Origin of the sequence: Massilia timonae CCUG 45783, from assembly GCF_000315425.1 — a bacterium.
In the GTDB taxonomy this organism is placed as follows: domain Bacteria; phylum Pseudomonadota; class Gammaproteobacteria; order Burkholderiales; family Burkholderiaceae_D; genus Telluria; species Telluria timonae.
In genome coordinates this window covers 355,607-374,698 of record NZ_JH992923.1, presented here as the reverse complement: position 1 = coordinate 374,698, position 19,092 = coordinate 355,607, and the positions used below count along the sequence as shown (strand labels likewise).

General features: G+C 67.2%; 15 protein-coding genes. 7 read left to right on the top strand and 8 right to left on the bottom strand.

Features of this window, described 5'->3' with window-relative positions:
• The first annotated feature begins 126 nt into the window (after positions 1–126).
• Positions 127–507, top strand: coding sequence for a hypothetical protein (locus tag HMPREF9710_RS11730; protein WP_005666579.1), 381 nt, complete (start codon positions 127–129; stop codon positions 505–507).
• A gap of 15 nt (positions 508–522) precedes the next feature.
• Here HMPREF9710_RS11730 and HMPREF9710_RS11725 read toward each other — a convergent pair whose 3' ends face one another.
• Complete coding sequence (locus HMPREF9710_RS11725) at positions 523–3,462, bottom strand: putative bifunctional diguanylate cyclase/phosphodiesterase (protein ID WP_005666577.1); 2,940 nt, start codon at positions 3,460–3,462, stop codon at positions 523–525.
• A gap of 256 nt (positions 3,463–3,718) precedes the next feature.
• Between HMPREF9710_RS11725 and HMPREF9710_RS11720 the strand changes: the two genes are divergently transcribed.
• From HMPREF9710_RS11720 to HMPREF9710_RS11710, 3 genes are read left to right on the top strand one after another with little or no spacing between them, the layout of a single operon-like run.
• Positions 3,719–4,537, top strand: coding sequence for a DUF2092 domain-containing protein (locus HMPREF9710_RS11720; RefSeq protein ID WP_005666575.1), 819 nt, complete (start codon positions 3,719–3,721; stop codon positions 4,535–4,537).
• Between the two features lie 14 nt (positions 4,538–4,551).
• Positions 4,552–5,031, top strand: coding sequence for a hypothetical protein (locus tag HMPREF9710_RS11715; RefSeq protein WP_005666573.1), 480 nt, complete (start codon positions 4,552–4,554; stop codon positions 5,029–5,031).
• On the top strand, positions 5,028–5,831 hold the full coding sequence (locus HMPREF9710_RS11710; RefSeq protein WP_005666571.1) for a hypothetical protein: 804 nt from the start codon (positions 5,028–5,030) through the stop codon (positions 5,829–5,831). The genes HMPREF9710_RS11715 and HMPREF9710_RS11710 overlap by 4 nt, the downstream gene beginning before the upstream one ends.
• Before the next feature lie 58 nt (positions 5,832–5,889).
• Here the strand turns inward: HMPREF9710_RS11710 and HMPREF9710_RS11705 are convergent, their stop codons facing one another.
• Positions 5,890–6,738 (bottom strand): MipA/OmpV family protein, encoded by an 849-nt coding sequence (locus tag HMPREF9710_RS11705; RefSeq protein ID WP_005666569.1) that lies wholly within the window; start codon positions 6,736–6,738, stop codon positions 5,890–5,892.
• A 220-nt stretch (positions 6,739–6,958) separates the two neighbouring features.
• On the opposite strand from HMPREF9710_RS11705, the gene HMPREF9710_RS11700 reads away from it, so the two are divergent.
• A complete protein-coding gene (locus HMPREF9710_RS11700) occupies positions 6,959–7,357 on the top strand; it encodes a DUF1622 domain-containing protein (protein ID WP_005666568.1) in 399 nt (132 codons plus the stop codon).
• 49 nt (positions 7,358–7,406) lie between these two features.
• On the opposite strand, the gene HMPREF9710_RS11695 is transcribed toward HMPREF9710_RS11700, so the two are convergent.
• From HMPREF9710_RS11695 to HMPREF9710_RS11670, 6 genes are all read right to left on the bottom strand, one after another.
• Entirely contained in the window at positions 7,407–8,189 is a 783-nt protein-coding gene (locus tag HMPREF9710_RS11695; RefSeq protein WP_005666566.1) for an N-acyl amino acid synthase FeeM domain-containing protein, read from the bottom strand.
• Between the two features lie 188 nt (positions 8,190–8,377).
• Complete coding sequence (locus tag HMPREF9710_RS11690) at positions 8,378–9,214, bottom strand: PhzF family phenazine biosynthesis protein (protein WP_005666564.1); 837 nt, start codon at positions 9,212–9,214, stop codon at positions 8,378–8,380.
• 28 nt (positions 9,215–9,242) lie between these two features.
• Positions 9,243–10,397: an MFS transporter gene (locus HMPREF9710_RS11685; RefSeq protein ID WP_005666562.1), complete on the bottom strand. Its 1,155-nt coding sequence runs from the start codon at positions 10,395–10,397 to the stop codon at positions 9,243–9,245.
• Between the two features lie 180 nt (positions 10,398–10,577).
• Entirely contained in the window at positions 10,578–12,635 is a 2,058-nt protein-coding gene (locus HMPREF9710_RS11680) for a glycoside hydrolase family 97 protein (RefSeq protein WP_005666561.1), read from the bottom strand.
• A gap of 13 nt (positions 12,636–12,648) precedes the next feature.
• Positions 12,649–14,028: an alpha-amylase family glycosyl hydrolase gene (locus HMPREF9710_RS11675; protein WP_005666559.1), complete on the bottom strand. Its 1,380-nt coding sequence runs from the start codon at positions 14,026–14,028 to the stop codon at positions 12,649–12,651.
• A gap of 17 nt (positions 14,029–14,045) precedes the next feature.
• Positions 14,046–16,907, bottom strand: coding sequence for a TonB-dependent receptor (locus tag HMPREF9710_RS11670; RefSeq protein WP_005666557.1), 2,862 nt, complete (start codon positions 16,905–16,907; stop codon positions 14,046–14,048).
• A gap of 159 nt (positions 16,908–17,066) precedes the next feature.
• Between HMPREF9710_RS11670 and HMPREF9710_RS11665 the strand changes: the two genes are divergently transcribed.
• Complete coding sequence (locus tag HMPREF9710_RS11665) at positions 17,067–17,717, top strand: response regulator transcription factor (RefSeq protein WP_229409785.1); 651 nt, start codon at positions 17,067–17,069, stop codon at positions 17,715–17,717.
• Complete coding sequence (locus tag HMPREF9710_RS11660) at positions 17,710–19,092, top strand: ATP-binding protein (protein ID WP_005666553.1); 1,383 nt, start codon at positions 17,710–17,712, stop codon at positions 19,090–19,092. Before HMPREF9710_RS11665 ends, HMPREF9710_RS11660 begins: the two co-directional genes overlap by 8 nt.

Here is a 19,092-nt window from a genome sequence, read left to right as displayed (position 1 = left end):
AGACTGGCGGTTCTGTAAAAAACGACGGCGCGCAGGCCTACACCGCCACGTGAAGTGGCGAACAGAAGCGTAGTGATGCAAGGAAGACAATGAAATCCCGAACATGGATCCGTCCAGGAGCCAATCATGAAGCGTCAACTGAGCATCTGCCTGCTGGCCGCCGCCGCGATCGCCGCGCCGAGCGCCTATTCCGACACCGTCATCGTCAAGTGCATCGACGACGCCGGCCGCGTCACCCTCACCGACCGCCCTTGCGAAGCCGGCGCCGTCACCGTGCGCACGGCCAGCATGCCGTCCAGCGAGGGCGTGACCCGGCTTGCTCCCTATCCGCTGGCGGCGCGTGCAGACGTGCTGCCGCCGCCGCGCGAGCTGCAGCGCCGCGCCGTTCCGATGCCGCGGGTCAAGGCCGAGCCGCTGGCCAGCGACGTCGCCACCCTGAAGGCGGCGCGCGCGCAGTTCCTGCTCGACGACGTGGGCAGCAGGGAAACCCTCGCCGGCCTCGAGTGATTCAGAGCAGCCGGCTCAGTGCAGCCTGCTCACGCTGGCCAGGTGCGGCGCCGGAGGATTCTCCAGCTCGCGCAGCAGCTCCAGCAAGTCCTCGTCCCTGATGAAGCCGGCGCTCGAGCGTCCTTCCAGTAAACGCTCGGGCGGCATCGAGCGCGCCACCACATAGCCCTGCACGTAGTCGACGCCGATCTCGTGCAGCGTCTGCACGGTGGCCGCGTCCTCGGCCCATTCGGCGATCGTCTTCATGCCCAGGTTCACCGCCAGGCTGACGATGGCTTCGACGATCGCCACGTTGGCCGGGTGGGCGTTGATGTTGACGATGAAATTGCCGTCGATTTTCAGCACGTCGGCCGGCAACTCCTTCAGGTACGAGAACGAGGTGTAGCCGGCGCCGAAGTCGTCCAGCGCCACCTTCACGCCGAAGCTGCGCACCTGGTCGATGAAGCGGCGCGTGTTGTCCAGGTCGTGCAGCGCCACGCTCTCGGTGATTTCCAGGCACAGGCGGCTGGCCACGTGCACGTAGCGGCCCAGGATATCGAAGGTGTCCTGCACGAAGCGCTCGTCGTTGAGCGAGGCTCCCGACAGGTTCATGCACACGAAGCGGGTATTGACCAGGTCATCGGTGTGCTCGGCGATCCAGGCCAGGGTGGTGGTGAGCACCCAGCGGTCGATCATGCTGGCGCGCCCGCTCTTCTCGGCGGCGGCGATCACGGCGCCGGCCGGCACCACGCGCCCATCCGCCTCGCGCATGCGCAGCAAGACCTCGAAGTTCATCGATTCGTGCGGCGCGCGCAGCGACATGATCGGCTGCATCTCGAGCAGCAGGTTGTCGGTCGCGTCCGGGCCGGACAGGCGCTCGACCAGGTCCAGTTCGGCCGCGCGCTGGCGGAAGGCGTCGGCGCCGCGTTCATACACCACCAGGCCGTCGCCCAGGCCGGTCTTGGCTTCGCGGCAGGCGCGGTCCGAGGTCGACACCGCATCCTTCATCGGCATGCCCGGCACCACCTCGATCAGGCCGACCGAGGCGCGCACGTGGAAGGCCTTGTCGCCCACCCGGTACGGGGTGTTGCCGAGGCGGTCGACGATGCCGCGGCAGATGATCGAGGCCAGCGGGATCGCCGTCTCGGGCATCACGATCACGAATTCGTCGCCGCCCACGCGGCCGATCTGCTGGCCACCGGCCAGCATCGTGCCCATCCGCTCGCACACCTGCTTGAGCACTTCGTCGCCCGCCGCATGGCCGAACAGGTCGTTGATCAGCTTGAAGCGGTCGAGGTCGACGTAGGCCAGCGCCATCGGCCGCCCGGCGGCCAGGCTGGCGGCGGCGCCCGAGAATTCGCGTTCGATGCCGCGCCGGTTGTAGACCTTGGTCAGCGGATCGTTGTTGGCCATGAAGCGCAGCTGCTCGGTGGCCTTGTGTTTTTCGGTGGTGTCCTGCAGCACGCCCTCGATGCGCGAGCGCGCCAGGGTGGCGCTGACCAGGAAGCGCTGGTTGCCGTCGCGGCTGGCCAGTTCCATCTCGGCCTCGGACTTGGCATGCACCTGCTCGTGCAGGTTGGCCCAGCTGGCTTCGGTGAAGAACTGGCGCCAGGCGGTGCGGCCCGGCGCGAAGCCGCTCATGCCCAGCATCTTCTGCAGGGCCGGATTGACACTCAGGAAGTGGCCGTACATATCGAGCGTGAACAGGCCGACCGGCATCGCCTGGTAGGCGTGCTCCAGCTCTTCCTGGGCTTCCTGGCGCTTCTCGGTTTCCATCCGCATCTGCTCGGCCACGGCCAGCGCCGCCAGCAGGCTCGACGCGAGCGCGGCGGTGACGCTGTTGATCACGCCGAGCAGCTCGCGCATGCCGAGCGCGGCCGACAGGACCTCGGCCAGCGACGCCAGGAAGGTCACCGCGAACGAGGCCGCGAACCAGGCCGCGACCCGCGTGCGCGATTCCACGATGATCTTGAACAGGCCGATCGTCATCAGGGAGAAGCAGCACACCAGGATGCCCCACAGCAGCGGCAGGTACATGCCATACGGCAGCAGCATGGCGGCGGCCAGCATCGGCATGCACAACCACTGCATGACGCGCATCGGCAGCAGGTAGCGCATCTCGGCCAGGTGCTCCTTGAGCAGCGCCTGGTACAGGGTCAGCGTGGCGATGCCGTACAGGGTGATCGTCACGGCGCGGCTGCGCAGCAACCATTCGGAAGGCACGGTCTGGCCCAGCCACTGGATGTCCCAGCCGGCCGACAGCGCGCCCACGCGCAGGTTCAGGATCAGCCAGCCGGCGAACAGCACGTACACCGGCTGGCGGTTGATCAGGGCCGTGATGATGATGAACAGGGCCAGCACGATCATGCCGCCGTCGAGCAGGCCCGATTTGCGGTGGTATTGCTTGACCGACAAGGCGAACTGATCGGCCGGCCATTGCAGCACCGACAGGCGCGCCGGGCCCGAGAAGGTGGCGCGGCACAGCAGCTGGCGCGGCAGCGGCGCCAGGCGCATCGCGAAACCGGCCTTGTCGGCGCGCAGGGCGCCGTCGTCCGTGCTGCGGGTGGCGGCGCCGAGGGGCTCCAGGGTATTGGCATTCCAGCAGCCGATGTCGAGCGCGTGGCGCGACGGGAATTCGATCACCTGCTCGCCGGCGCGCGGCATCGGTTCGAAGACGAACCAGACCGGCGCTTCGGACAGATGGGTATCGTGGCTATTGATCAGCGGCGTGGCGCGCGCCAGGGCCAGCGCGTCGCCTGGCGCCAGCGCCGCGGCCCGGTCGACCGTGACGTGCATCGCAAGCGGCACGTCGCCGCTGGTGCGGTATTCGTCATGCCAGAAGACGAGCGCGATCAGCGAGACGACGCCGATCCCGACCGGAATCAGATAGTAGGCAAATATCTTCAGGACCAGCTCGACAGCCGCATGGAGCGCGGCCGGCAGCGTTGCACGGAGCTGATGATTGACGTTGGGCATGGACGATCTTGGGTGGCACTGGTGGCCCGGCGCGACGAGCGGCGGGCCATTAAAGCGCAAGGATACCGCTTTACGCTAGTGCCGTCATGCAATTATTAGGCCAGCCAGGGCGATTTCACAACGGTTTGTCATTGACAGTAAGGCTTAGGTCCGATTGCGCGCCTGCCGCGTCGATGGCTCACTAGTGCCATGGCGGCCGGTCGCACGGCGCATCAAACGGCCCGGCGTAGTCTGTTCGCAAACGAAAGGAAAGTCTATGCGGGCTGTCCCGATCCGATTCCTGTGCGCCGCGGCCTGGATGCCGCTGGCCTGCCTGGCGGCGCCGCAGAACGCGCCACCGGCGCAGTCCACCGCGCCGGCCCCGCCCCCAGCCCCGGCCCCGGCCGCGCAGCCCGATCTCGAGCCCGAGGCCGTTTCCGCCCTCGGCGCCATGGGCGCCTACCTGCGCACCCTGCCCGCTTTCGAAGTCGTCGGCCGCGCCACCACCGAGACCGTGATGGACGACGGCATGAAGCTGCAGTTCGACAGCACGGCGAACCTCAGGGTGCGCCGGCCCGACCGCCTCCAGGTCGACGTCGCCAACGACCGCAAGCAGCGCCAGATCTTCTATGACGGCAAGTCGGTGACCGTCTACGGCCAGCGCCTCAAGTATTACGCCACCGTCGCGGCCCCGCCGACCCTGCGTGAGACCGTCGACGCGCTGGGCACGAAATACGGCATCGAACTGCCGCTCGCCGACCTGTTCTACTGGGGGACGGAACAGGCGCCGGTGTCCGACATCCGGGCCGCGCATTACATCGGCCCGGCGACGGTCGGCAGCCTGAAGGCCGGGCACTACGCCTACCGCCAGGAAGGCGTGGACTGGCAGGTATGGATCCAGGACGGCAAGACGCCGCTGCCCCTGAAGCTGGCGATCACGGCCAGCGGGCAACCGGGCGAACCGACCCATACGGTGTGGCTGCGCTGGAACCTCGCGCCGCGCTTCACCGATGCCACTTTCTCCTTCCGGCCGCCGCCGGGCGCGATGAAGATCGCGCTGCAGACGGCCGACGGCAAGGTCGCGTCCATCAAATGAACGGGGGAGAACCCATGCCGCTCACTCCAGGACATCGGCGCGTCATCGGTGTGCTGCTCGCGCTGGCGGTCGTCGTCATCGCCTACGAGGCCGCCGCCCAGCGTGGCGCGGGACGCGTCGGCGGCGCGGCGGTCAGCCGCAGCGGGAGCGCCCAGGTGCATCGCGGCGCCTATGGCGGCAATTACCACGCCTCGAGCAGCGTCAGCCGCACCTCGGTCAACGGCCACGCCAACGTCAACCGCAACGTCAACGTCAACCGCAACATCAATGTGGATGTCGACCACGATTACTACCGCCCCGGCGCGGGGCTGGCGGTGGCCGGCGCGGTGGCGGTGACGGCGGCGGCGATCGGCTCGGTGGCATATTCGATCCCGTCGTCCTGCGTGGCCGTGGTCCGGGCCGGGGTCACCTACCAGCAGTGCGGCAGCACCTGGTACCAGCCGCAGTACGCGGGCACCAGCGTGAACTACGTCGTGGTCGCGCCTCCAGGATGAGAACGAGGCGCGCTTGCGCGACGGCGGCCGGCCTGGCCTGGCTCTCCTGCCAGCCCGTCCGCGCGCAGGAGGAACAAGAGCTGGCCAGGAAGCTCGCCAATCCCGTGGCCGCGATGATCAGCGTGCCGCTGCAATCCAATTATGACCGGCACGATGGTCCCACGCGCGACGGCCGCAGGTACACCATGAACGTGCAGCCGGTGGTGCCGGTCACGCTCGACCCGGATTGGACCCTGATCAGCCGCACCATCGCGCCGCTGGTCAGCCAGCACGACCTGGCGCCCGGCGCCGGCAGCCAGCACGGCATCGGCGACATCACCCAGAGCTTCTTCATCTCGCCGTCGCGGCCCGCGGCGCACGGCATCGTCTGGGGCGCGGGGCCCGTGTTCCTGCTGCCCACCGGCAGCGAGAGCGCCCTCAGCGCGCGCCAGTGGGGCATCGGCCCGACCGGCGTGGTGGTCAGGCAGCACGGTCCGTGGACTTATGGCGCGCTGGCCAATCACATCTGGTCCTTCGCCGGCCATGACGACCGGCCGAACGTCAGCGCCACCTTCGTCCAGCCCTTCCTCAACTACACCACCAGAACCGCCTGGACCTTCGGCATCAACACCGAGTCCAGCTACGACTGGAAGCAGGAACAGTGGTCGGTGCCGGTCATCGTCACCGCCAGCAAGCTGATCAAGGTCGGCCGGCAACCGATATCGATCGGCGCCGGCCTGCGTTACTGGGCCGACAGCCCGAGCGGCGGGCCGCGCGACTGGGGCCTGCGCCTGAGCGTGACCTTCCTGTTCGCCAGATAGCGACGCGCCGGCAGCGCCGGCGAGTCGGAACGCCCGCCGGCATGCCGCCCTGCCGTTCTCAGAACAGGTAGGAGAACGCGATCCCCACCGTCCACTGGTCGGCGTCGCCGCGGCCCTCCACCACCGGGCTGTCCTTGGCGTCGTCCAGCAGCCGCTCATAACGCCCGCCGACCGTCATCAGCCATTCCGGGTTCAGCTGGGTCGTCAGGCTGAAGGGAATCTTGATCGAGGTGACCGACGGGTCGGGGTCATAGGGCACGCCGAGCCGCTCCGGGTACAGGAAGTCGTCGCCTCCCCCGACGCCGAAGTACTTGCGGTTGAAGTCGTTACTGGCGAAGAACAGGCCAAAACCGATGCTGCCGATCAGCTGCATGCCGGCGACCGGCTGCGGGAAGGGGTGGATGTAGTTGACGCGCACGTTGCCGGTGGCGCCGTTGTACACATTATTGGTGTTGCCGACCACGTCGGCGCTGAACACCAGCTTGTGCATTGGCTGGCCTTGCGTCAGCGGCATGTGATAGGCGACGAAGGCGCCGATCTCGGTGGCCGTGGCGACCGGACGCATGCGCGAGACGATCTCGTCGTCGACATCGTCGTCGCGCCGCATGCGCCAGCGAATCAGCGGACCGGCGCGCCAGTCCTTGCGCGGCACCAGGTTGGCCATGATCTCCGGCCCGAGCACCCGGACGTAGCGGTCGGACCCGAAGTTGTAGTGCAACACCGGCGCCACGGCGGCCTGGTAATCGGACGAGCCGTAATAGTCGGGCACCGCGAACACACCCAGGCCCACCAGATTGCGTTCCTCGAGTAATTCGACTGGGAGCACGTCTTGCGCCGCGGCGAGCGGTGAACAGAGCAGCGCCGCGGCGATGGCGAGACTGCGGGGGCTGCGCGTGAATGTCTTCATGACTGACCTCTCGGAGCTAGGGGGTGGAACATCAGGGCCGCCCCGGCGCCATTCGCCGGTGCGCTTCGCACTGCTGATGGTGTGTAGACAGTCAGCGCCGCGTTTTGTGCCCCTGCCTCGTCAAGAACGTCGTGCGTCGACAGCGCTACGGCCAAGGTCCACTACCGCGCGCACCCGAAGAATGCTTATGATCGTGACTGGCCCAAAATGAAAGAACGGGATGGAAGCGCTGGTGCATGCGACCGCCGGCTGGATCGCGCTTGCCCTCGACGCGCTCGCGGTGCTGACCGTGGCCGCCGGCGCGCTGGAGGCGCTGGCGCGCGTGCTGGCACTGTGCCTGCGGGGCGCCGCCACGCCGGCGCGGGTGCACGCGGCCTTCATCGGCTTCGGCGACTGGCTGGTGGTCGCCCTCACCTTCCAGCTTGCCGCCGACATCGTCGGCACCACGATCGCGCCCGGCTGGGACGAACTGGGACGGCTGGCCGCGATCGCGGCCATCCGCACCTTCCTCACGTTTTTCCTGGACCACGACCTGGCCCGGGCCCTCGCACGCGAGCTGGCCGAGCAGGAACGCAACGGGGCGCAGCCCGTCAAGGCTGCGCCCCGCGATCCCGGCTGACGGCGTCACCGCCGGACCGGAACACGATCAGGAGAGAATCAGTCGAACATCAGGCGAACGCCAGTTCGACGCGTGGCCGGCTGGCCGGCGGCAACGGGCGCTGCGGCAGCGCCAGCGATGACGGCGCGACCGGACCGACGTCGATGTCCGGATGGTGGGTATTGAAGAAGAAGTTCAGCATCGGGTGGCGCGCCTCGGCCCAGCGCTGCTGGAAGGTGGCGATCTCGAACGCCATGATGCGATGCGGGATATTGCCCACGTGACGCAGCGGCACCAGACCCAATTCAGGGAACACGTCGACGAACATCAGCTGATCGTATTGCCTGTCCACGGGTGGACGGCCGGTCGCCACCGAGTAATCGATAGCGTTGTCTTCGCAATACATGAAGCAGGCCTTGATCAGTGCAATCTTGACCATGCGGCCGACCCGGCCTTCGTCGATGCCGAGGCGGGTCGCCTCGACCAGGCGCTTGCCCTGCAGCCAGGCGGGCAGGACGATCGATTCCTCGACGCCCAGGGGGCGGTAGAGGTTGGTGCGGATGCGGGTGCTCCCGATCGGCGTGCCGTCCAGCTTGGACTCGGCCAGCAGGACGATGGTGTCGGCATCGTAGTCGGCCGCCTCGGGCTGCGCCAGGCTGCGGGCGAAATCCGGGACATGGCGGGCATAGGCGGCGTGGCGGATGCGCACGGCCTTGAGAAGATCCGCTTCGGTTTCTACCCGGCGGACGGTGAACGGCAAACGCTCGATCGCGCCTCCAGCGACCGGCGCGCGCGCGGTGCGCGGACGGGTCGCTTTCGGGGGGGTGAACACGGCTGCTGGAAACAGCTCCATGGCGGTACTCCTGGTTGGTAAGTTGAAACAGGTTTGGTCTGGATCAAATTATCAATCCGCTCACGGAAATTCGAACTGTTGAGCAGGCGTGCTTTTTGCCCTCTATTTAATAGTAAGTACACCAGTAGTTTTATGACAAAGTTGTTGGCTTTGCCCAACGAAAACCACCAGAAATCACAAGTATTGCTTTACATCAACCTCGCCGTTCCTGACACGCGGATCGAACCGCCCGCCTCGTCGCCGATCTCGGCCGTCAAACGCGAACGCGCGCCCATGTCTTCGCCCTGGACGATCTCGATCCGTCCGCCATGCGGCCAGCCGATGTCGCGCAGGTAGCCGGCCAGTGCCGCGGTGCCGGCGCCGGTGGCCGGATCTTCATAGACGCCGCCCGAGGCGAAGGGATTGCGGGTGTGGAATAGCTGCGGATGCTCGGCCCAGACCAGTACAACCGTCACCAGGCCGTGTCCCAGCATCAGCGCCCGGCCGGCGTCCAGCTCGTAGCGCATCGCCGCGAGCAGCGCGCGGCTCGACAGCGCCAGCACCAGGTGGTCGGCGCCGCCATGGGCCAGCGCCGGCGCGATGCGCGGATCGAGATCGGCCCGGGTGTAGCCGAACAGCGCCAGCGCCGCATCGACCAGTTGCGGCTCGGCCGCCCGGCTCCAGGTCGGCGGCGACTGCAGCGCCGCGTGCACCCGCTCGCCCTCGCGCCGCCCCTCGACCGTGATGCTGGCCGCGTTCAGGGTCAGCGCGTAGCGGCCGTCGCCGTGGGCGCGGGCCAGCGCGGCGCCGAGGGCGATGGTGGCGTGGCCGCAGAACGGCACCTCGGATTCGGGCGAAAAATAGCGCACCCGCCAAGCCTCGCCCTCCGGCGCGGCGAAGGCGGTTTCCGAGAACCCGACCGCGTGCGCGATCCGGGCCATCTCGGCGGCCGGCGGCAGGGCGGCGCCGATCCAGACGCCGGCCGGATTGCCGCCCTGGCCGTTGTCGTCGAAGGCGGCGATGCGCTGGATGTCGTTCAGGTTCATGGCAATCTCCCTTGGTGAATGCACGATACTACCGCTTCGCCCCTTCGATCTTCGGCAGCAGCGCCGCCATGATGCCCAGCAGCGGCAGGAAGGACGCGATCCGGTACACCTGCTCGATGCCGTGGATGTCGGCGATATGGCCCATGGCCGCCGCGCCGACGCCGCTGATGCCGAACATCAGGCCGAAGAAGATGCCCGAGATCAGGCCCACCTTGCCCGGCACCAGCTCCTGGGCGAAGACGACGATGGCCGAGAAGGCCGACGACATCACCAGCCCGATCACGACCGACAGCACGCCGGTCCAGAACAGGTTCGCATACGGCAGCATGATGGTGAACGGCGCCGCGCCCAGGATCGAGAACCAGATCACGCGCTTGCGGCCGATCTTGTCGCCGATCGGGCCGCCGGCGAAGGTGCCCGCGGCGACCGAAGCCAGGAACAGGAACAGGTAAAGCTGGGCAGTGCCGACCGGCAGGTGGAATTTCTCGATCAGGAAGAACGTGTAATAGGTCTGCAGGCTGGCCATGTAGATGTACTTGGAGAAGACCAGCAGCGCCAGCACCACCAGGGCCTGGACCACCTTCTTGCGCGGCAGCTTTGGTCCCGCGTGCTGCGCGGCCTTCTTGACCATGTTCATCAGGTGGTTGCTGTACCAGCGGCTGACGCCGACCAGCACCGCCACCGCGACCAGCACCAGCAGCATGAACCAGGCGATCTCGCCCTGCCCGCGTCCGACCACGATGGCCGCCGCCAGCAGCGGTCCGAGCGCCGAGCCGGCGTTGCCGCCGACCTGGAACAGCGACTGGGCGAAGCCGAAGCGCCCGCCCGAGGCCAGGCGCGCCACGCGCGAGGCCTCGGGGTGGAAGGTCGAGGAACCGATGCCGATCATCGCCGCCGCGGTGAGCAGCATCGGGAAGCTGCCGGCCCAGGCCAGCAGGCCGACGCCGAGCAGGGTCACGCACATCCCGGCCGGCAGCAGGAAGGGGATCGGACGCCTGTCGGTGTACAGGCCGATCCAGGGCTGCAGCAGCGAGGCGGTGCACTGGAAAGTCAGGGTGATCAGGCCGACCTGGGCGAAGGTCAGGTCGAATTCATGCTTCAGGAGCGGATAGATCGACGGCAGCACGGCCTGCACGCAGTCGTTCAGCAGGTGAACGAAGGCGACCGAGAACAGGATTTGCATGACGGTGCCGGAAGCGGCGGGGGATATCGTGGAAGGTGAAGACGGTGATGTGGACATGGGACGACGGACTCGGATTGCGCCAACGCGGTATGGACAATCCGACAGCATATGCCAAATCCGCCGAACGCGCAGGGCCGGTGCTTCCGGTCCATGCGCGTTCGCGTCGTGCGCGACGTTCCGTTACTTCACGGGCACAAGGCGAATCGCCTGCCCACCGCCCGGCGCCAGCACCATCTTGATGGTGTCAAGGCTGGTGACGTTGCGCTTCTCGATCACGATGTCGAAGCGGCGCTTGTCGTCGCGGTAGTCGGCGTTGTCGCCGTCGCGGTAGATCTCGGCCACGTAGGTCTTGCCGGCGTCCAGGAAGTCCAGCTTCAGGTCCAGCGTGCGCCTGGCGCCATCGGTCACCGAGCCGACGTACCAGGCGCTTGACGCGCGGTCCTTGCGCGCGATGGTCACGTATTCGCCCACCGCGCCGTGCGGCACGCGGGTGTCTTCCCAGTCGGTCGGCACGTCCTTGATGAACTGGAACGGGCCCGGATAGCGCTCGTAGTGCTCGATCAGGTCGGCCGCCATCACCACCGGCGAATAGATCACGACAAAGTTGGCCAGCTGCTTGGCCTGGGTGGAGTTGAACGGCTTCTTGTCCTTGCCCTCCAGGCTCAGGATGCCCGGCGTGTAGTCCAGCGGGCCGCTCAGCATGCGGGTGAACACCAGGTTGGCCTCGTGGTCGACGCTGTTGACCGGATTGCCCCAGGCGTTGTACTCGACGCCGCGCGCGCCTTCGCGCGAGATCCAGTTCGGATACGTGCGGCGCAGGCCGGTGTCCTTCACCGGCTCATGGGTGTTGATCGCGATCTTGTAGCGCGCCGCCTCCTCGACCACCTTCTGGTAGTGGCGCACGCCCTCTTGCGAATCGGTGTAGCCGAAGTGGACCTTGCCGTTCTTGCCCATGAACTGGGCCGCGCCGCCGTCGGTCACGTAGCCGGTCTTGATGCTGTCCACGCCGTGTTTCGCGTACAGCTTGAAAGCCGCGTCCATCTGCTTCTCGTAGTGCGCGACATTGCCGCCGGTCTCGTGGTGACCGATCAGGTGCACGCCCTTCTTGCGCCCATAGTCGGTCACGGCGGCGATGTCGAAGCTCGGATGCGCCTTCGTGAAGTCCATGTCGGCGCCGTTGCCGGCCCAGTCGCTGTCCCAGCCCGGGTTCCAGCCCTCGACCAGCACGCCGCGGAAACCGTTCCTGGCCGCGAAGTCGATGTAGCGCTTGGTGTACTCGGTGGTGGCGCCGTGTTTCGGACCCGAGGCCCACGACTTGGTTTCCAGGTGCATGTCCCACCACACGCCGACGTACTTCGACGGCTTGACCCAGGAGACGTCGCCCAGCTTGTTCGGTTCGTTCAGGTTCAGCACCAGGTCGGACATGTACAGGCCGGCCGCGTCGTCGGCGATCTGCATCGTGCGCCATGGCGTGGTGAAGGCGCCGGTACGCACCACCGGGTTGCCGGTGGCGGACGGGGTCAGGTGCGCGCGCAGGCGCTGGCCCTCGACCCGGCGCAGCCACATCGAGGCATAGTCGACCAGGGCCGCCTCGTGGAAGGCGATGTGGGTGCCGTTCTCCATGCGCACCGTCATCGGGGTGTTGGCCATGCCCACTTCACGCAGGGGCGACTTCTGGATCGGGTATTCCAGCGCCCAGACTTCGCCCGCCTGCTGCCACCAGGCGGTGGCCGGCTGCGCGACCACGAACTCGGTCAGCTCGTCGGCGATGTGCAGCGCGCGGTTGTTCGGCTGCTTGGGGAACTCGTAGCGGAAGCCCAAACCGTCGTCGAACACGCGGAACACGATCGCCAGGCGGCGGCCATCGTTCTTCTTGACGTCGACCCGCATCTGGCGGTAGTGGTTGCGCACCGTGCGGCGCTCGCCCCAGGGCTGCTCCCAGGTGCTGTCATGGTCGGTGACCACCTGGCGCTCGATCTTGAAGCCCGAGTCGAGCGGCTTGTCGCTGCCCAGCACGAAGCCCAGGCGCGACGGCGCGATCACCTGCTGGCCCTTGCGTTCGACCTGGTACGACAGGCGTCCGTCCGGCGCGACCTGCACCGACACGTTCAGCACCTTGCCCGGCGACTCGACGCTCGCGCTCGTCGCATCAAGCGCGAAGGCGCTCGAGCTCACCACCATGCCCAGCACCACGCAGCAATGCGTGGCCAGGCTGACATTCATGAATCTGGAAACCATATCTCTCCTTGTTTTACTTCACCAGCACGCGGTAACTCCACGGTGCCATTTCAACATCAAGCGATCCGCCCACCTCGACCTTCGCGCCGGTGGCGAAGTCGCGGTACGACCCGTGATGCAGCGTCTTGTCGAAGCTCGCCTTGACCGGCTTGTCCGACAGGTTCAGGGCGACGAACACCTTGTCCTTGTCGTTGGCGCGCACGAAGCTCAGGACCTGGGCCGGCGCATTGTTCGGCACCTGCACCATCCGCGCGCCGTATTCGCCGTTCCACAGCGCCGTGTTCTGTTTCTTCAATGCGATCAGCTTCTTGTAGAGCGCCGTGTAGGGCGACGCCTTCCACGCGATCGGGTCGCGCTCGAAGAAGGCCAGGCGCTTGGTGTTGCCCGCTTCCTGGCCGTTGTAGACCAGCGGGATGCCTTCGCTGACGAAACTGAACACGATCGCCGCGTCGACCGCCGGGCCGAAGGCTTCGAACTCGGTGCCGTCCCAGGCGTTCTTGTCGTGGTTCGTCGTGTACAGCATGCGGTAGGCCTGGCGCGGATAGAACTTCGCGTTCCAGGCGTAATACGCGTGCAGGCGGGTGGCGTCCGAACGGCCGCGCGCGATGTCGTGCAGCGCGTCCCACCAGGTCCAGGCATAGCTGGCGTCGAAGGCGTCGCGGTGCATGTCGCGGCTCTCCCACTCGGCCAGCATGAACACCGGCTTGATCGCGCGCAGCTCGCGGCTGGCGTGGTCCCAGAAGTCCTGCGGCACCAGTCCGGCGGCGTCCACGCGATAGCCGTCGATGCCGGCCTCCCTGACCCAGAACTTCATCGCATCCGTCATGTAGCGGCGCAGTTCGGGCTTGCCGTAGTCGAGGTCAATGATGTCGTCCCAGTTGAACCAGGGCGTCGGCTGCGGCTTGCCATCGGCGCCCCTGGCGTACCACTCCGGGTGCTGCGTCATCAGCACGTTGTCCCACGAGGTGTGGTTGCCGACCCAGTCGATGATCACGCGCTGGCCCAGCGCATGGGCGCGCTCCACGAAAGCGCGCAGGTCGGCCATCGTGCCCAGCTCGGGATTCACGGCGCGGAAGTCGCGCACCGCGTAGGGACTGCCCAGCGAACCCTTGCGCTTGATTTCGCCGATCGGGTGGATCGGCATCAGCCACAGGATGTCGACGCCCAGCTCCTTCAGGCGCGGCAGCTGGCCGGCCGCAGCCTTGAACGTGCCTTCCGGCGTGAACTGGCGCGTATTGATCTGGTAGATGGTGGCGTTCTTCGTCCAGTCGGCATGCTGGAACTGGACGTACTCCCGCGGCTGATAAGGATCGGTGGCCGGCGCCGCCGGCGCCGCCGGCGCGGCGGCCAGCAGCGCCAGCGTGGCCAGGGCATGGACAAGAACGGGTTTCATGGGCAGTCCGGTCATGGTCAGAACTTGTAGTTGAGACCCGCCGAGTAGGTGCGGCCGAAGGTGACGGTGTTGGTGTACACCGTCGGATCGCTGGTGTACTCGCGGAACGGTTCGTTGGTCAGGTTATGCCCTTGCAGGAACACCGACCAGCCCTGCAGCATGCCGCCCCGGAAATCGTAGGACACCTGGGCGTCGGCAATCGTCTCGCCCTTGATGAAGGTGAACTGCGATTCGCTGCGGTAGTCGAGGATCTGGCCGATGAAGCTGGAGCGGCGGTAGGCCGCCAGCGACACCTGCAGGCCGTGCTTCTCGTAGTACAGGCGCAGGCTGGTCACGTTGCGCGACAGGCCCGGCAGGCCGATCTCGGACACCGCGCCGTTGAACACCGGCGCATTGCTGCCGGTGACGAAGGCGCTGGTCGGCAGGCGCACCGAGGAATCGGTATGCGAATGGTTCACCTGCACGCCGAAGCCATCCAGCGCGTTCACGACCAGGCCGAACGGCAGGTTGGCCGACAGCTCGATGCCGCGCATGATGCCGCCCTCCCCGTTCTGCGGCATGGTCAGGAAGCCGATCGTCGAGCCGGCGTACTGGCCGGTGGTCGGCAGCGGCGTGCTGGCGCTGGTGTACTGGGCGAAGTCGAACATCTGCGGCGCATTGATCACGTAGTTGTCGAGCTTCTTGTAGAACAGCGCGGCGCTGACATAGCCCTTCTTGCCGAAGTATTTTTCGTACGACAGGTCGAGCGCGCGCGCTTCATAGGGCTTGAGTTCCGGATTGCCGGCGAAGCCGGTCAGCGCCGGGTCCTCGGCGGTGGCGCTCTGCAGGCCGAAGTTCATGCTGGCCTTCAGGTTGTCCAGGTTGGCGCGCGAGACCTGCTTGCCGGCGCCCAGGCGCAGCAGCTGGTCGTTGCCCAGGTCGAAGGTCAGGTTCAGGCTGGGCAAGACCTCCGTGTAGTCGACGCCGCCGGTCTTGACGACCGCCGGGCAGGTGTCGGTGGTGATGCCGGTGCAGTTGGCCAGGTCGACCTGGTTGCCGCTGGCGCGCTGGCGGGTGTCGACCACCTGCACGCCGATATTGCCGCTGTACGGCAGCGACATCAGGGTGCCGTCGAGTTCGCCCATCAGGTAGGCGGTGGTGACCTTCTCGCCCACCGTCCAGTCGCGCGCCAGCACGGTGGCGTCGACCCAGCGGTTCAGTTCATACAGCGAGCCCAGGCTGCCGGTCGGATCGAACGAGGCGACCGGGATGCCGGTCGGGCCGGCGACCTCGATGCCGCTGCCCGGCATCGGGATGCTGGCATAGCCGTCGCCGCCGCGCACCGACAGGCGGCCCTCTTCGCCCAGGCGCGACTTGTCGCGCTTGGTGTAGTTGACGCCGAAGCGCACCGCGGCCAGCGGGCCCCAGTCGGTGTCGCGCTCGGCCGACAGGCGCACCGCCTGCACCTTGTCGTCGATGGTCGGCAGCGCCAGGTAGCCGGCCTGCGGCGACAGCGGGCCGCCGCCCCAGCCGGCGACGTCGGTCAGCACGGCCACGTTGCGGTCGGCGTAGTTCAGGCTCGGGCTGTAGCGCACGTCGGCGAAGTTGTTGCCGTTGAAGCCGCTGTAGCTGATCGAGCCGAGCTGGCTCTCGGGCGTGTTGCCCGGCTGGCCGGCCATGGTCTCGAAATTGCTGATGCGCTTGGTGCCCTTCGAGTACGACAGGTCGTTCACGATGCGCCACTCGCCCACCTTGAGCTCGTTGTTCACGCCGAGCGACAGCAGGCGGTCCTTGTTCGAGAACAGGTGATTGCGCACGTCGCCCTTGTAGTTGCTGAAGGTGCCGGCGGTGACGATGCCGTTCTCGATGGTGGCGTCGGTGAGCACCGCGTTCGGATCGTAGATGCCGGTGCCGCCGACGATCGCGCCTTCGAGGCCGGTCTTCTTGGTCGCCTCTTCGCCGCGCGAGTAGAACGCGTCGAAGGTCGAGCGGAATTTGTCGTTGGGCCGGAACTGCAGGGTGACCGAGGCGCCGTCGCGCTCGGCCTTGCGGCGCGAGGTCTCGGCCATGAAGCCGTTGATCGCCTTGACGGTCTGGCCGTTGTAGTCGATGTCGGCGGTGTTGGCGCCCCAGCTGTCGAATTTGAGTTCGCCGCCGTTGTCCTGCTTGAACGAGGTGAGGCCGACCGACAGGCCCAGCTTGCGGCCGAAGTACTGGTCGACGTAGGTCAGCGTCTTGCGGTGGCCCGAGCCGAGGTCGGAACCGGAACCGAAGCCGATGCGCTCCTTGCGCGCATTGGCGGCGAACATGCGCTTGCCGAAATCGAGCGGGCGCAGGGTGCGCAGGTCGATGGTCGAGGCCAGGCCCTGGCCGATCAGGCTGGCGTCCGGCGTCTTGTACACCAGCACGCTGCCGGTCAGCTCGGACGGGAACAGGTCGAATTCGGGGCTGCGCGCATCGCTGGTGGAGGCCTGCTCGCGGCCGTTGAGCAGGGAGCCGTTGAAGGTCGGCGACATGCCGCGCACGCTGACCTCGGTCGCCTTGCCGTTGATCTTGCTGCGCTGGGTGGTCACGCCCGACAGGCGCGAGATCGACTGGGCGACGGTGGTGTCGGGCAGCTTGCCGATGTCTTCGGCGGACACGGCTTCGACAATCGACGTCGCGTTGCGCTTGATCTCGATGGCCGCCTCGATGCCGCGCCGGATGCCGGACACGTTGACGGTGGCGATCGGCGCCTCGCCCGAGACGGTCGCCGCGGGCCGGACCGCGTCCTCGGCGTCCTGGGCGCCGGCTTCCTGCGCGTGCAGGGGCGCCGCCATGGTCATCAACAGCGCACAGGCGCCTGCAACCGGATGCAACTGGAAAAGCTGGCGCCGCGCGCCATCCCGACGTGTCGTCATGTCTGTCTCCTGATTATATTTATTCCAACTTGGTGTTGGTTGGATGCGATGGTCCAATATCACGCGGGCGGGGTCAACGCATGCGCTGAAGCGAATCTGAAGATTCACCAAAGCCCTGTCGCTACGCCGCGCTGGTAAACTCGCGCCATGAAAATTCTCATGATCGAAGACGATCTCGCCATCGGCCAGGCGCTGTTGTCGGTATTCCAGGACGAGGGCCACACGGCGGTGTGGCTGCGCCTCGCGGCCGACGCCGGGGCGCGCATCCGCGACGAGGCCTTTGACGCGGTGGTGCTCGACCTCGGCCTGCCCGACGGCGACGGCAACGACCTGCTGCGCGCGTTGCGCGCCGACGGCGTGCGCCTGCCGGTATTGATCATCAGCGCGCGCGACAGCCTGCAAGACCGCCTGAAGGGCTTCGACCTGGGCGCCGACGACTACCTGATCAAGCCGTTCGAGATCCCCGAGCTGCTGGTGCGCCTGCGCGCCATCGTGCGCCGCAGCCACGGCACGCTGGAAGAGAACCTGTGGACATCGGGCGACATCGTGCTCGACGAAAACCGCATGGCGGTGACGCGCGGCGGCCAGCCGGTCACCCTGTCGAAGACCGAGTTCGCGCTGCTGCTGACGCTCATGAAGCAGGCCAACCGGGTATTGACGCGGGTCGAGCTGGAGCGGCGCGCGCTGCCCGCCGGCGAGGGCCAGAGCCAGACCCTGGACGTGCACATCTTCAACCTGCGCAAGAAGATCGGCGAAGGCGTGATCCGCACCGTGCGCGGCGTCGGCTACATGGTGCAGCAGGATGCTTAGGCGGCTGGCGAACCGGCCGTCGTCGCTGTTCCAGCGCCTGATGTTCAGCTTCACGGGCGTGATCATCGGCGTGGCCATCATCGGACTGGTGTGGGTATTCCTCGAGGCCAAGGCCACCCAGCGCAGCCGCACCTTCAGCGAGAACAAGGCTCACACCGCCAATATCCAGGCCCACCTGTCGGACGTCGGCCCGGATGTGGCGCGCATGCTGCCGGTATTGGCGGAGATCGAGGCGAACCGCGTGCGCATGTTCCAGGAACTGGATTACCACTCGCACGTGCGGGTGCGCGTCTGGCTGCACGGCCGCCTGATCTACAACTCGGCGCCGCAGTGGCCCGACCGGCTGCCCGAAGTCGCCACCCGCGACGCCTATTCCTGGGTGCGCTGGGAAGCGCACGACAAGGCCCAGGACATCCTGGTCGAGCGCAGCCACGAAGTCGACGACGAATGGATGTTCTCGATCGGCGGCGTCGGCTTCCTGCTGTCCTCGACCATCTTCAGCCTGCCGCTCCTCCTGATTCCCGCCTGGCTGATCGTCGGCATTGGCCTGCGTCCGCTGCGTTCGATCGCGTCAAGCATCGCCCAGCGTTCGGACGGCGACCTGACGCCCCTGCCCGATTCCATCTACCGCGAACTGTCGCCGCTGGTGGACGCGATCAACGGCCTGATGGCGCGCCTGTCGCAGCGCATCGAGCACGAGCACGAGTTCCTGACCGACGCCGCCCACGAGCTCAAGACGCCGCTGGCGGCGATCCAGATCAATGCCCATGTGCTGCTCAGCCGCGCCGGCAGCGAGATGGCCGAGCGCTGCGCCGAACCGGCGGCCGGCCTGCGAAGCGGCGTGGCGCGCGCCACCCACACCGTGCACCAGCTGCTGGCCCTCGAGCGGGCGCGCGCCGAGCCGCAGCTCGACCATCCCTGCCCGCAGACCGACGTCGCCGAGTTCGTGCGCGACCGGGTGGCGGCGGCGGCCCACCTCGCGGTGCAGCGCAATATCGAGATCGAGTTCCACGCCGATGGCGACGGCAGCGTGCCGCTGCACCTGGAAAGCATGGCGTCGGCCGTCGATAACCTGATCAGCAACGCGATCAAGTATTCGCCGCAGGACAGCCGCATCGCGGTACGCCTCCACCGCATCGGCCACATCTATCGGCTGGCGATCGCCGACCAGGGGCCGGGCATCGCCCCCGACCTGCGCGACAAGGTGTTCGAACGCTTCTACCGGGTGCCGGGACAGGAGCAATCGGGCAGCGGCCTGGGACTGGCGATCGCCGAACGCGGCGCCGCGCGCAATGGCGGCATCATCGTGCTGTCGGACGGCGACGGCGGCCGCGGGTTGACGGCGACCATCGAGTTCGCGGGCGCCGCCGCCTGA

Bases quoted from the DNA above. Each gene is read 5' to 3' on its own strand.
- HMPREF9710_RS11730 (WP_005666579.1), top strand. From the start codon at position 127: ATGAAGCGTCAACTGAGCATCTGCCTGCTGGCCGCCGCCGCGATCGCC.
- HMPREF9710_RS11670 (WP_005666557.1), bottom strand. From the start codon at position 16,907: ATGACGACACGTCGGGATGGCGCGCGGCGCCAGCTTTTCCAGTTGCAT.
- HMPREF9710_RS11675 (WP_005666559.1), bottom strand. From the start codon at position 14,028: ATGAAACCCGTTCTTGTCCATGCCCTGGCCACGCTGGCGCTGCTGGCC.
- HMPREF9710_RS11710 (WP_005666571.1), top strand. From the start codon at position 5,028: ATGAGAACGAGGCGCGCTTGCGCGACGGCGGCCGGCCTGGCCTGGCTC.
- HMPREF9710_RS11665 (WP_229409785.1), top strand. From the start codon at position 17,067: ATGATCGAAGACGATCTCGCCATCGGCCAGGCGCTGTTGTCGGTATTC.
- HMPREF9710_RS11700 (WP_005666568.1), top strand. From the start codon at position 6,959: ATGGAAGCGCTGGTGCATGCGACCGCCGGCTGGATCGCGCTTGCCCTC.
- HMPREF9710_RS11695 (WP_005666566.1), bottom strand. From the start codon at position 8,189: ATGGAGCTGTTTCCAGCAGCCGTGTTCACCCCCCCGAAAGCGACCCGT.
- HMPREF9710_RS11685 (WP_005666562.1), bottom strand. From the start codon at position 10,397: ATGCAAATCCTGTTCTCGGTCGCCTTCGTTCACCTGCTGAACGACTGC.
- HMPREF9710_RS11705 (WP_005666569.1), bottom strand. From the start codon at position 6,738: ATGAAGACATTCACGCGCAGCCCCCGCAGTCTCGCCATCGCCGCGGCG.
- HMPREF9710_RS11725 (WP_005666577.1), bottom strand. From the start codon at position 3,462: ATGCCCAACGTCAATCATCAGCTCCGTGCAACGCTGCCGGCCGCGCTC.
- HMPREF9710_RS11680 (WP_005666561.1), bottom strand. From the start codon at position 12,635: ATGGTTTCCAGATTCATGAATGTCAGCCTGGCCACGCATTGCTGCGTG.
- HMPREF9710_RS11690 (WP_005666564.1), bottom strand. From the start codon at position 9,214: ATGAACCTGAACGACATCCAGCGCATCGCCGCCTTCGACGACAACGGC.
- HMPREF9710_RS11720 (WP_005666575.1), top strand. From the start codon at position 3,719: ATGCGGGCTGTCCCGATCCGATTCCTGTGCGCCGCGGCCTGGATGCCG.
- HMPREF9710_RS11660 (WP_005666553.1), top strand. From the start codon at position 17,710: ATGCTTAGGCGGCTGGCGAACCGGCCGTCGTCGCTGTTCCAGCGCCTG.
- HMPREF9710_RS11715 (WP_005666573.1), top strand. From the start codon at position 4,552: ATGCCGCTCACTCCAGGACATCGGCGCGTCATCGGTGTGCTGCTCGCG.